Consider the following 11,372-nt stretch of genomic DNA (forward strand, 5'->3'; position numbering starts at 1 on the left):
GTGGTGCGCCTTCTCTCCTTCCTCCTGTTTCTTGTGACGTGGTGGATTGCGGCGCTCCTGATCGGCGACGTGAAGCTGCCGGCGCCGCCGGCTGTGCTGAAGGTGATGCTGACGGAAGCGGCATCCGGCGCGCTGTTCGTCAATCTCGGTGCTACGCTGGCGCGGGTCGTCCTGTCCTTCACGCTCGCAATGGCGCTGGGCGCCGCCATCGGCTATCTGATGGGCCGGGTCAAGCTCGCCGACAAGATCGGCGATCCCTGGCTGATCCTGCTGCTCAATCTGCCCGCGCTTGTCGTCATCGTGCTCGCCTATATCTGGGCGGGGCTCACCGAGGTCGCAGCGATCGCGGCGATCGCCGTCAACAAGCTGCCGACCGCGGTCGTCACGCTGCGCGAGGGCACGCGGGCGCTGGACCGCTCGCTGGACGAGATGGCGACGGTGTTCGCGATCCCGCGCGGGAAGGCGTTCCGGCACGTGATCCTGCCGCAGCTTGGGCCCTATATCGCGGCTGCCGCGCGATCGGGGCTCTCGCTGGTCTGGAAGATCGTGCTGGTTGCGGAATATCTCGGACGTCCGAATGGCGTCGGCTTCGAGATCGGCGTCGCCTTCCAGTTGTTCGACATTCCGCTCCTGCTCGCCTATTCGCTGACCTTCGCCGCGGTCGTGCTTGTGATCGAGACGGTGCTGGTGCAGCCATTCGAACTTCGTGCAGCCCGGTGGCGACCCCGTGCAGCTTGAGGTCGATATCACCGGTAAGCACTTCGAGAATGCGGCGGGCGAACGGCACGACGTGCTCGCCGGTATCAAGTTCTCGCTTCACGCCGGCGAAGTCGGCGTGTTCGTCGGCCCTTCCGGCTGCGGCAAGAGCACGATGCTGAAGATCCTGGCCGGCCTCGACCACAACTATCAGGGAAAGGTCTCGCGCCCAGCCGTGGCGCGGCTTGGCATGGTATTCCAGGAGCCGCGGCTTCTGCCGTGGCGGTCGGTTGAGGACAATATCCGGCTTGCCGCGCCACACATTGACGAGAAGCGGCTCTCGGAACTCTTCGCCGTCCTGGAATTGACGGAGCATCGCAGCCATTTCCCCGGCGAGCTCTCGCTTGGCCTTGCCCGGCGCGTCGCGCTCGCACGGGCCTTCGCGATCGACCCGGATTTCCTCATCCTGGACGAGCCCCTGGCTTCACTCGACGACGCGCTTGCCGCGCACCTGCGCGAGCAGATCGCAACGCTGGTGGAAAGCCGCTCAATGATGACGCTGCTCGTCACGCATAATCTTGACGATGCCGTTTACCTTGGCGACCGGCTGTTCCTGCTGTCGGCGCGGCCGGCCAGGATTCTGCAGGAAGTGCCGATCCCGACACCACGCACGCGACGCAGCGCGAGCGAGATCAACCACATCAAGGCCGACCTGGTGCGGCGGCGGCTTGCAAAGATATGAGACGTGGGCTTCATATTGAAGGAAACTTGGAGGTCACGATGCCGCGCCGATCGATTGCTGTCGCCATCCTGCTGGTCGCATTGCCCGGCGAACTCTGCGCGCAGACCAAAGGCAAAGGCATCAGGCTCTGGAATCTCACCAGTTCAACCATCTCCGGCTTCCAGCTTTCGCCGGCCGGCAAGAACGATTGGGGTCCCAACCAGACCCTGAACGATAAGGACAAGGAGGTCGATCACGACGAGCGGCTGCGCATCGTCGGCGTCGAGCCCGGACGCTACGACGCCAAGGTGAGTTACACCGGTGCCAAGCAATGCCTTGTCCGCGACATCGAGATCAAGGCCGACGCGGTGTTCTCGATTTCAGACAAGGATCTGAAGGACTGCAACAAATAGGTCAGCCCGCGGGCGAAGCCGCCCCCTTCTCCGCTCGATCATGACCGTGCGGATATTCGCAGCGCCATTTGACCGCGGTCCATTTCGGATGCTCGCCGACCCATTGCGCAATATAGGGCGGCGCTGCCATCGCACATTGCCGCAGCGAACCGTTGAAGGAGAACACGAGATGAGTCTCCTCGCAGGTAGTGGGCGACAGCACGGCACAGACGGTCACGATGAGGTCGATCGGATTCATGCCTCAAATCCCTGGTGCTTCGGTGCAGCAGTAACAAAACGAGCTACGGAGGCGGCAAGGCCAGGTTTCGCCTCACCGGGAAAGCCGGAACCACCTTCGTAGGTTCCTAGAAATTCATGCCAAACACAAGCCGGGCCTGATGGCGCTCGAAATTGACCAGGTCGAGCGCCACGGCCGATCCGGCCGGGCGGCCCCAGGCCTGAACGCTCCAGGCCGCGGTCAGCCGCGCGCGCTCCGACAGTTGGAGATACGCGACCGGGCCGATGAACAAGGCCTGGCCCTCGAATTCGTTCAGCCCGATCCCCTCATAGCGGCGGAAATAGCGCGCCTCGCCGCCAACGAAAACGCCGGGCCTGATCTGCGCCATCAATCCAACGGCCGCGCCCACCGTCGCCTCCTGCTCCGCGGCGCGCGAGGCAAGAAAACGAGTCCATTCGGGCTGGTAGGTGAAATTGAGTGCCGCGACCAGAAAGTTCGGCACCAACTCGCGATCGAAAGCCAGCGTGAGTTCAGTACCGAAATTGCGGATGCGATCGGCCGTGGTCTCGTCGATCCGGTCGGAGTGGCTCTCCACCGCAAGGGTCATGCCGAACGGCGACGTCTCACGGTCGAGAAATCGATAACGGACATCCAGGGAGAGACCTTGCCAGGTCAATTGTCGCCGATCTTCAAAGCCGGGAATGCCGTAAATCTGGTGGGCCACAAAAGCGCCCCCCAGTTCGATACGGATGTCGCGGGCCGGCACGAATTCGACTTCGAACTCCTGGGCAATCGAGCGATAGCTGCCGCCATTTCTGGAAAATCGTCCCGTGGTCTCGGTCTGGAATTCTCGCTCGCCGACATGCCCGACGTCGGTGCCGATCATGAAGCCGAACAGATGCTCGGTATCGATTTCCTCTGCACGCGCGCCGACGGCAGCAGGCAGTGTGAAAAAGCACACGGCAGCCGCCCGGAGCATCGTTGCGCGAAAAGACATTCCATTCCCGAGAACGAATCGAAAGCGTCAGCAGCGCTGACAAGAAGACACCCCTACCACAACGTCCAGTCGAGCGGCAGCGATTGGAAGCTTGATTGCAAGGACCATTTCGGCTGCAATGCAAGACCCGGGAAGGGCCCGCGGAAGAACAATCGCTTCAGGGAGAATAAACCGAATGGCACGAGTTCTGGTACTTTACAAGAAGCCGAAAAACACCGAGGCGTTCGACAAGCATTATGCCTCGGTGCACATTCCGCTGGCCAAGAAGATCCCGGGACTGAAGAAATATGACATCAGCACGGCGCCGCTCAGGACGCCAGCGGGCGAGAGCAACATCCACCTAGCCGCGACGCTGTATTTCGATTCGCTCGACGCGCTGCAGGCAGGCATGGGATCGGCGGAAGGAAAGGCCGCAGGCGCCGACCTCGCCAACTTCGCCGATGGCGGTGCCGACCTCTACATTTTCGATACAAAGGAAGTTTGAGGGCGTCTCAGACAGAGCCCAACGAATATGAGCCCAACGAATGCACCTGCCGCGGCTTGCGCAGATATCGCTGCGCAAGCCGGGCAGACGCTCGACGCTTACTTGCGCGATGCGCAGGCGTACATGTTGATTTCCATGCCGACCTGAACTTCGACGATCTTCGGAGTCTTCCAGCTCATTCGATCCTCCCAAATGGCTTGGCACGAGGTTCGCGCCAAGGTCGAACCTATGGCCAGCGCGCAAGTGGCGCAAGTGGACAAGATCGACCAGAAGGCGCATCAGCGTCGCAGTTGCGCGCCGATAGTTCCCTCCTGGGCAAACCAGTTCCCTCCTAGGCAAAGCCCGTCAGGTTGGACTCACAGAGTTCTTTCGCGTTCGATCGCACGATGCAGCGTCAGGCGTGACACTGCTCAAAGGCATGCCCGTCTCCTTCACACCTCCCAGGTTTCGGGTGGCGACGTGAAAGCTGATGCTATTCACTTCCGCCGTTCATAGAGCATCACTTGCAAGTGCTTCGAGGTCTCGCATGAGAACGTCAATCTGCGTTTCACTCGTTCCATTCATCATGATCGCTGTCGCGTCGCCAGCTATCGCCGAGGAACGGCCTCAGCCTCGACAAACGCAAGCGCCGGCCACGCTGACTGGCAAGGAACGGCTCGGCAAGAAATGGATGGACGAGCAGCGGATCGATAATTGCAACGTGCCGCCGGACAAGCGTGGCTCCAGACCGAGACCTGGAGCCTGCTTGCACGGGCCAGCCAGCTAAGTTGTTCCTATCGCAACAGCCGCAGCAGAGCGCGACCGGCGGGCGAGCTCAATTCCTTGGCGTCAAGGGTTCCATCCTTGTCCGGATTCGCTGCGTTGAAGCGCTGCTCCACGACCGCAAGATATTCATCCAGCGTCAGCGTTCCGTCATGGTCGGGATCGGCGGCCGCCAGCTCCTTGGCGCTTAACCGACCGCGCAGCTCACGCGCATCGAGCGTGCCGTCATGATCCGGATCGAGTTTGGCGAACAGCGCCGATGCCGCCTTCTTCACCTCGGCCAGATCGAGGGTGCCATCATTGTCGGTGTCGAACATCTTGATCGGGTCGGCGCGCTTCGGCGCAGCCAGGGCCGGCCCCGAAAACGCCGCAGCGGCCATTACCAAGGCAACGAGACCGCTCAAGACAACAAGACCACGCAATTGCATCTCTGATCTCCCTTGGCAGAGTTCAACAAGGGCAGCAGAGAAGCTTGCACAGATGGCAGAGCGCACGCCGGCCGCCCACGGCGCGCTTTACGATCTAATCCGAGGTCGCCGAAAACTCCGCGGTGGAGCCGGCCTGCTGCTGGCGGTGAACGGCTGACGGCACGATGCCGAAATACTTCCGGAACACGCGGCTGAAATGCGAGGAGCTGGAAAAGCCCCAGGAGAATGCAACGTCCGTGATCGTCTTGCCGGGCTGCGCCTCCAGCTCCTCGCGGCAATGCTGCAGCCGGGCGCGCCAGATGTAGTCGCTCACGGTCATGCCGCGCTCGCTGAACAGCATGTGCAGGTAGCGTTTGGTGCAACCCAGCGCCGTGGAAATCTGGTCGATGCAGAGATCCGGATCGCGCAGATGTTCGCGGATGAAGAACTGCGCCCGGATATAGGTCGCTTCCGCACCGCCATGATTGAACGTCGTCTCCGCTTCACGCAGCGGCAGCAGCAGGAGATCGATCAACGAATCGGCAACGCCCATCGCATTGTAGGGGGATAACCTGCTCGCCTCGGAAAAGGCCGCATGCACGAAATCGTAGGCGATGCGGCCGGTGCCGCTGCGGGCCGAGAGCTTGCAGGCCGGCATCCGCGTCGAACGGAAACCGCGTTCCTGCAAGAGCGCTTTCGGCACGATCACGACCTCATGCCGCGTCAGCGACGGGCTGATGATGGTGTGCGGGCTGGAAACGTCGTAGGCGAGACAATCGCCGGGAACGAGCTCGAAATGGCGGCCATCCTGCTCGAAATAGGAGACGCCGTGGGTCTGGAACAGGATCTTGATATAGGGATGATCGCTCAGTTTCGATCGCGCGTTGATATGGGCGATACGGTGTTGGCTCACTTCGATCTGGCAGAGTTTCAGCCGCGAGACTGTCGTGTAGTTGACCCGTGCCTCCAGCGAAGCCGCGTCCATCGGGTCGACATCAAACCGGCCGCATAGATCGGTCAGTGCGTCTGTCCAACATTGGACCTGCTTCCCCGGCGTCAATCCGGAGGTAGTGAGCGAACGGATGGTATCGGGCATATCCAGCCACCGATTCGAGATGAAAGCGTGACTGCTCGCCGCGAGAGGCTTTGGTCACCGTGAAGTACCGTTACCCCAATCTTAATGCGGTCTTTGACCCCTGAGCAGCGTTCCTCCTGACAACCTTAAGCATTAATCCTCGACTTTACTGCAAGTGTCGTCAAGGGAAATCGGCCTCGTGCGCCCGCGACCAACGTCGCGCCCGCGCACTACCGCGCTGCACTACGAGCAAAAAAGTTCTTCGAGTTTCACTATTGAGCAAGCCGGCCTTCTCTCTTGGGCAAGTCGCGCGTCGACGAAGGGGATAGGAGGAGGAACCAAAAAAATGGGCCGTTTCGACGGAAAGCGGAAGGTCATCATTGGGAGGAGATCACTATGCGCAAGGTGCTAATCGCCACCTCTCTCGGCGCCATGGCGGCGTTAGGCGGAGGTGTTGCCAGTGCCAATGAAGAACTCAGCAAGATGGCGCAAAACCCGAAGGACTGGGTTATGCCGACGGGTGACTATGCCAACACCCGCTACTCGAAGCTGAATCAAATCAATGCCTCGAACGTCGGGAAGTTGCAGGTCGCCTGGACATTTTCGACCGGCGTGCTGCGTGGCCACGAGGGCGGGCCGCTGATCATCGGCAATATGATGTACGTGCACACGCCTTTCCCGAACAAGGTCTATGCGCTTGACCTGTCGCAGGACAACAAGATCGTCTGGAGGTACGAGCCGAAGCAGGATCCGAACGTGATCCCGGTCATGTGCTGCGACACCGTGAATCGCGGCCTGTCCTATGGCGATGGCAAGATCTTCCTGCACCAGGCCGACACCACACTCGTGGCGCTCGACGCCAAGACCGGCAAGGTGGAGTGGACCGCGAAGAACGGCGATCCGGGCAAAGGCGAGACCGGAACATCCGCCCCGATGGTCGTAAAGGACAAGGTGCTGGTCGGCATCTCCGGCGGCGAGTTCGGCGTGCAATGCCACGTCACGGCCTACGACACCAAGAGCGGCAAGCAGGTCTGGCGCGCCTATTCCGAAGGGCCGGATGATCAGATCAAGCTCGATCCCGAGAAGACCACCGCTCTCGGCAAGCCGGTCGGCAAGGACTCGAGCCTCAAGACCTGGCAGGGCGACCAGTGGAAGGTCGGCGGCGGCTGCACCTGGGGCTGGCTGGCCTACGATCCGTCTCTCGACCTCGTCTACTACGGCTCGGGCAATCCATCGACCTGGAACCCGAAGCAGCGTCCGGGCGACAACAAATGGTCAATGACCATCTTCGCCCGCAATCCGGATAACGGCATGGCCAAGTGGGTCTATCAGATGACGCCCCATGACGAGTGGGACTATGACGGCGTCAACGAGATGATCCTGACCGACCAGCCCTTCAACGGTCAAGAGCGCAAGCTGCTAACGCACTTCGATCGTAACGGCCTGGCCTATACGCTCGATCGCACCAACGGCGAACTGCTGGTCGCCGAGAAGTATGATCCGAAGGTCAACTGGACCAGCGGCGTCGACATGAACAAGAGCTCGCCGACCTATGGCCGGCCGAAGGTCCTCGACCAATATTCGACCGACAAGCAGGGCGAGGATGTCAACGTCAAGGGCATCTGCCCGGCCGCGCTCGGCACCAAGGACGAGCAGCCGGCAGCCTACTCGCCGGAGACGCAACTCTTCTACGTTCCGACCAACCACGTCTGCATGGACTATGAACCGTTCAAGGTGAGCTACACCGCGGGTCAGCCCTATGTCGGCGCGACGCTCTCGATGTATCCGCCTCCCGGCGAATCCCACATGGGCAACTTCATCGCCTGGGACAACAAGACGGGCAAGATTGTCTGGTCGAACAAGGAGCAGTTCTCGGTCTGGTCAGGCGCACTTGCGACCGCCGGCGGCGTGGTGTTCTACGGCACGCTCGAAGGCTATCTCAAGGCGGTCGATGCCAAGACCGGCAAGGAGCTCTACAGGTTCAAGACTCCCTCCGGCATCATCGGCAACGTCACGACCTATGAGCAGGGTGGCAAGCAGTACGTGGCTGTGCTGTCCGGTGTTGGCGGCTGGGCGGGCATCGGCCTTGCTGCCGGCCTGACCGATCCGACCGCCGGTCTCGGCGCAGTCGGCGGCTATGCGGCGCTGAGCAACTATACCGCCCTTGGCGGAACGCTCACCGTGTTCTCCCTCCCGCAGTGAGCCGAACGTCGTTCCGGCGCGTGGACCATCCACGCGCCGGTTTTGCCTGTATCTGATCTTGAGGACATGCTCTTGCGTAAAAGCTGGTTTGTGGTTGCGGCGATGATCGTCGCCGTATCTGGAGGATTCGCCTTTGCCGACGATGCGGTCGATCCGGCCGCCGTGAAGGAAGAGAACGGCAAGTATCTGGACAAGGAAGGTAACCCGACCTTCAAGATCGCCGCCGACGGGACGGTAGATTGGTACACCTACTCCGGATATCGCCGGTATCATTCGGAGTGCCATGTCTGCCATGGTCCGGACGGCATGGGTTCGACCTACGCGCCGGCATTGGCGACTTCGCTGAAAACTATGAGCTATGCCGACTTTTTGGGCGTCGTCGCCAGCGGCCGCAAGAACGTCACTACCGCGCAGGAAAATGTCATGCCGGCGTTCGGTGACAATCCAAACGTCGCCTGCTACATGGACGACCTCTATGTCTACCTGCGCGCCCGCGCGAATGACGCGGTGGGGCGCGTGCGCCCCGCAAAGAAAGAAGAGAAGTCGGATGCCTACAAGCAGGCGGAGAGCGCCTGCATGGGCAAGAACTGAGATTGCGTAGCGCGGGCGACAACACGATTACGGAGAGATCAACATGAAGACACGCGCCGCCGTCGCATTCGAAGCCAAGAAGCCGCTTGAGATCGTCGAGCTCGACCTGGAAGGCCCGAAGGCCGGTGAAGTCCTGGTCGAGATCAAGGCCACAGGCATCTGTCATACCGACGCCTACACGCTTGACGGTCTCGACAGCGAAGGAATCTTCCCCTCCATCCTCGGCCATGAGGGCGCCGGCATCGTCCGCGAGGTCGGTGCGGGCGTGACCTCGGTGAAGCCGGGCGATCACGTGATTCCGCTGTACACACCCGAGTGCAGGCAGTGCAAGAGCTGCCTGAGCCAGAAGACCAATCTCTGTACCCAGATCCGCGCCACTCAAGGCAAGGGCGTGATGCCGGACGGCACCTCGCGCTTCAGCTACAAGGGCAAGACGATCTTCCACTATATGGGCTGCTCGACCTTCTCGAACTACACTGTGCTGCCGGAGATCGCGGTGGCGAAGATCCGCGAGGACGCCCCGTTCGACAAGAGCTGCTACATCGGCTGCGGCGTAACCACTGGCGTCGGCGCCGTGGTCAACACCGCCAAGGTCACGCCAGGCTCCAACGTTGTGGTGTTCGGCCTCGGCGGCATCGGGCTCAACGTGATCCAGGGCGCCAAGATGGTCGGCGCCGACAAGATCATTGGCGTCGACATCAACGACTCCAAGGAAGACTGGGGCCGCCGCTTCGGCATGACGCATTTCGTCAACCCGACCAAGGTCGGCGGCGATATCGTCCAACACCTGGTCGGTCTCACCGAGGGCGGCGCCGACTACACCTTCGACTGCACCGGCAACACCAATGTGATGCGCCAGGCGCTGGAGGCCTGCCACCGCGGCTGGGGCGTCTCGGTGATCATCGGCGTTGCGGAAGCCGGCAAGGAGATCGCCACCCGGCCGTTCCAGCTCGTCACCGGACGGGTCTGGAAGGGCTCGGCCTTCGGCGGCGCGCGTGGCCGCACCGACACGCCGAAGGTCGTCGACTGGTACATGAACGGAAAGATCCAGATCGATCCGATGATCACCCACGTGCTCAAGCTCGAGGAAATCAACAAGGGATTCGACTTGATGCACGAGGGCAAGTCGATCCGTTCGGTCGTCGTCTACTAGGGCGTGATCCGAATCCGGAAGGGCCGCGTTCGCGGATGCGGACCCGGCTCCCCGGAAGGGTCATGCTCCAGCAAAAGGTGGAACGGGATCACCGTTCCAGAATCAACGTGTCAAACACCAGGAGGATTGACCCATGACTGTTCATCTCCACCCGTCGATTGACAACGGCGTCCAAAAAGGCTCGGGCAGCTTTGCCGGTGGCACACTGGTCTGCAAGTGCACGGATCACCCGGTGAAAGTCGCGATCAAGGGCGACGTCGCACATAACCACGCCTGCGGCTGCACCAAATGCTGGAAGCCGGAAGGGGCGATGTTCTCGGTCGTCGCAGTGGTGCCGAGACAGAACCTGACAGTCCTGGAAAATGGCGACAAGCTGCAGATCGTCGACCCCGCGGCCGTGATCCAGCGCTATGCCTGCAAGGACTGCGGTACGCATATGTACGGACGGATCGAGAACAAGGCGCATCCGTTCTACGGCCTCGACTTCGTGCATCCCGAACTCTTCGAGGAAAGCGGCTCGGCAGCGCCGGGATTCGCTGCGTTCGTCTCGTCGGTGATCGAGTCCGGCGCCAAGCCGGAGGACATGCCGGCGATCCGAGGCCGGCTAAAGGAATTGGGACTCGAGCCCTATGACTGCCTGTCGCCGGCGCTGATGGATGCGATCGCGACCCACGTGGCGAAATCCAAGGCCGCCTGACAAGGCTGCCTGATTTACCCACGCTCCCGCTGGCGGTGCTCGACCGCCAGCGGCGCCGCCGGTGTTCGCACCGCAGCATTCTCGGCGGAAAGCGCCCATCCCTCACAATATTCCGGCGAGCGTCAGTTCCGCCTTTTCCCGATCCTCGCCGCGGTGCATTTTCCGAGACCGTGCTTTGCAAAATTATCCTGACGATCTCGGATCACAGCGGTCGGCCCCGCTTTTGACAAACGGAAAATGCAAAACACTGGGGTGTGAAGTCACCGTCGCATCGGTTTCTGGTAGCATCTGATTTTCCCGATGCGCGCGGGCGGCGCATTTCATTTGAACATAGCAAAGGAGCAGCCGGACACGGACTACCGATCGTGCAGCGGGCTCCCGTTAAACCTCTCAAAAGGACCGGCCCGCAGCGCGAGACCCAGAAGCGGTCGCGAGCGCAGGGAGAAATATGTTCTCGCTCGTGGCCTGCAAACATCAACAGCTTAAGAAGAGCGAGGGACGATCATGGTCAAGTTGAAGATTAATGGTCAGGAACAGAATTGGGATGGCGATCCCGATCTTCCGCTACTCTGGTTCATCCGTGACGAAATAGGACTCACCGGTACCAAATTCGGTTGTGGTCAGGCGCTGTGCGGCTCCTGCACCGTGATCATCGACAAGCAGGCAGTGCGCGCCTGCATCACCTCGGTTTCGGATGCGGCCGGCCGCGAAGTCACCACCATCGAGGGCCTGCATCCGACCGGCGATCATCCGGTGCAGAAGGCCTGGCGCCAGGTCAACGTGCCGCAATGCGGCTATTGCCAGGCCGGCCAGATCATGCAGGCCGCCGCGCTGTTGGCGGACAATCCAAAACCGTCGCACGACCAGATCCGCGAAGCCATGTCCGGCAATATCTGCCGCTGCGGCTGCTACCAGCGGATCGAGAACGCAGTTCATCTCGCATCGACGGGGGTGTGA

14 protein-coding genes are annotated in these 11,372 nt (G+C 61.3%); 9 read left to right on the forward strand and 5 right to left on the reverse strand.

The window, feature by feature from the left end:
- From K288_RS0101655 to K288_RS0101665, 3 genes are read left to right on the forward strand one after another with little or no spacing between them, the layout of a single operon-like run.
- On the forward strand, positions 1–738 hold the full coding sequence (locus tag K288_RS0101655; RefSeq protein ID WP_027578010.1) for an ABC transporter permease subunit: 738 nt from the start codon (positions 1–3) through the stop codon (positions 736–738).
- Positions 728–1,438 (forward strand): ATP-binding cassette domain-containing protein, encoded by a 711-nt coding sequence (locus K288_RS0101660; RefSeq protein WP_027578011.1) that lies wholly within the window; start codon positions 728–730, stop codon positions 1,436–1,438. Before K288_RS0101655 ends, K288_RS0101660 begins: the two co-directional genes overlap by 11 nt.
- A 38-nt stretch (positions 1,439–1,476) precedes the next feature.
- Positions 1,477–1,830 (forward strand): hypothetical protein, encoded by a 354-nt coding sequence (locus K288_RS0101665; protein WP_027578012.1) that lies wholly within the window; start codon positions 1,477–1,479, stop codon positions 1,828–1,830.
- 1 nt (position 1,831) lies between these two features.
- Here the strand turns inward: K288_RS0101665 and K288_RS0101670 are convergent, their stop codons facing one another.
- Complete coding sequence (locus K288_RS0101670; protein ID WP_027578013.1) at positions 1,832–2,068, reverse strand: hypothetical protein; 237 nt, start codon at positions 2,066–2,068, stop codon at positions 1,832–1,834.
- Between the two features lie 106 nt (positions 2,069–2,174).
- Entirely contained in the window at positions 2,175–3,008 is an 834-nt protein-coding gene (locus K288_RS0101675) for a hypothetical protein (protein ID WP_027578014.1), read from the reverse strand.
- Between the two features lie 211 nt (positions 3,009–3,219).
- Between K288_RS0101675 and K288_RS0101680 the strand changes: the two genes are divergently transcribed.
- A complete protein-coding gene (locus K288_RS0101680) occupies positions 3,220–3,528 on the forward strand; it encodes an EthD family reductase (RefSeq protein WP_027578015.1) in 309 nt (102 codons plus the stop codon).
- 98 nt (positions 3,529–3,626) lie between these two features.
- Here K288_RS0101680 and pqqA read toward each other — a convergent pair whose 3' ends face one another.
- The 3 genes from pqqA to K288_RS0101695 all read right to left on the reverse strand — a co-directional run bounded on the left by pqqA (position 3,627) and on the right by K288_RS0101695 (position 5,793).
- Positions 3,627–3,707 (reverse strand): pyrroloquinoline quinone precursor peptide PqqA, encoded by an 81-nt coding sequence (pqqA, locus tag K288_RS44350; RefSeq protein WP_035689484.1) that lies wholly within the window; start codon positions 3,705–3,707, stop codon positions 3,627–3,629.
- A gap of 594 nt (positions 3,708–4,301) precedes the next feature.
- On the reverse strand, positions 4,302–4,670 hold the full coding sequence (locus K288_RS0101690) for a calcium-binding protein (RefSeq protein WP_043159183.1): 369 nt from the start codon (positions 4,668–4,670) through the stop codon (positions 4,302–4,304).
- Positions 4,671–4,812: 142 nt separating this feature from the next.
- Positions 4,813–5,793 (reverse strand): helix-turn-helix domain-containing protein, encoded by a 981-nt coding sequence (locus K288_RS0101695; RefSeq protein ID WP_027578017.1) that lies wholly within the window; start codon positions 5,791–5,793, stop codon positions 4,813–4,815.
- Between the two features lie 375 nt (positions 5,794–6,168).
- Between K288_RS0101695 and xoxF5 the strand changes: the two genes are divergently transcribed.
- From xoxF5 to K288_RS0101720, 5 genes are all read left to right on the forward strand, one after another.
- On the forward strand, positions 6,169–7,974 hold the full coding sequence (gene xoxF5, locus K288_RS0101700; protein WP_027578018.1) for a lanthanide-dependent methanol dehydrogenase XoxF5: 1,806 nt from the start codon (positions 6,169–6,171) through the stop codon (positions 7,972–7,974).
- Between the two features lie 102 nt (positions 7,975–8,076).
- Positions 8,077–8,565: a c-type cytochrome, methanol metabolism-related gene (locus tag K288_RS0101705; RefSeq protein WP_027578019.1), complete on the forward strand. Its 489-nt coding sequence runs from the start codon at positions 8,077–8,079 to the stop codon at positions 8,563–8,565.
- A 43-nt stretch (positions 8,566–8,608) separates the two neighbouring features.
- A complete protein-coding gene (locus K288_RS0101710) occupies positions 8,609–9,718 on the forward strand; it encodes an S-(hydroxymethyl)glutathione dehydrogenase/class III alcohol dehydrogenase (protein ID WP_027578020.1) in 1,110 nt (369 codons plus the stop codon).
- A 133-nt stretch (positions 9,719–9,851) separates the two neighbouring features.
- Positions 9,852–10,415, forward strand: coding sequence for an S-(hydroxymethyl)glutathione synthase (gfa, locus tag K288_RS0101715; protein ID WP_027578021.1), 564 nt, complete (start codon positions 9,852–9,854; stop codon positions 10,413–10,415).
- Between the two features lie 504 nt (positions 10,416–10,919).
- Entirely contained in the window at positions 10,920–11,372 is a 453-nt protein-coding gene (locus K288_RS0101720) for a (2Fe-2S)-binding protein (RefSeq protein ID WP_027578022.1), read from the forward strand.

Origin of the sequence: Bradyrhizobium sp. Ai1a-2 (genome assembly GCF_000426245.1) — a bacterium.
Taxonomy (GTDB): Bacteria; Pseudomonadota; Alphaproteobacteria; order Rhizobiales; family Xanthobacteraceae; genus Bradyrhizobium.

What these genes read in the sequence shown, in the direction of transcription:
- K288_RS0101705 (WP_027578019.1), top strand. Translation starts at nt 8,077, where the DNA reads ATGATCGTCGCCGTATCTGGAGGATTCGCCTTTGCCGACGATGCGGTC.
- K288_RS0101670 (WP_027578013.1), bottom strand. Translation starts at nt 2,068, where the DNA reads ATGAATCCGATCGACCTCATCGTGACCGTCTGTGCCGTGCTGTCGCCC.
- gfa (WP_027578021.1), top strand. Translation starts at nt 9,852, where the DNA reads ATGACTGTTCATCTCCACCCGTCGATTGACAACGGCGTCCAAAAAGGC.
- K288_RS0101720 (WP_027578022.1), top strand. Translation starts at nt 10,920, where the DNA reads ATGGTCAAGTTGAAGATTAATGGTCAGGAACAGAATTGGGATGGCGAT.
- K288_RS0101695 (WP_027578017.1), bottom strand. Translation starts at nt 5,793, where the DNA reads ATGCCCGATACCATCCGTTCGCTCACTACCTCCGGATTGACGCCGGGG.
- xoxF5 (WP_027578018.1), top strand. Translation starts at nt 6,169, where the DNA reads ATGCGCAAGGTGCTAATCGCCACCTCTCTCGGCGCCATGGCGGCGTTA.
- pqqA (WP_035689484.1), bottom strand. Translation starts at nt 3,707, where the DNA reads ATGAGCTGGAAGACTCCGAAGATCGTCGAAGTTCAGGTCGGCATGGAA.
- K288_RS0101680 (WP_027578015.1), top strand. Translation starts at nt 3,220, where the DNA reads ATGGCACGAGTTCTGGTACTTTACAAGAAGCCGAAAAACACCGAGGCG.
- K288_RS0101665 (WP_027578012.1), top strand. Translation starts at nt 1,477, where the DNA reads ATGCCGCGCCGATCGATTGCTGTCGCCATCCTGCTGGTCGCATTGCCC.
- K288_RS0101690 (WP_043159183.1), bottom strand. Translation starts at nt 4,670, where the DNA reads ATGGCCGCTGCGGCGTTTTCGGGGCCGGCCCTGGCTGCGCCGAAGCGC.
- K288_RS0101710 (WP_027578020.1), top strand. Translation starts at nt 8,609, where the DNA reads ATGAAGACACGCGCCGCCGTCGCATTCGAAGCCAAGAAGCCGCTTGAG.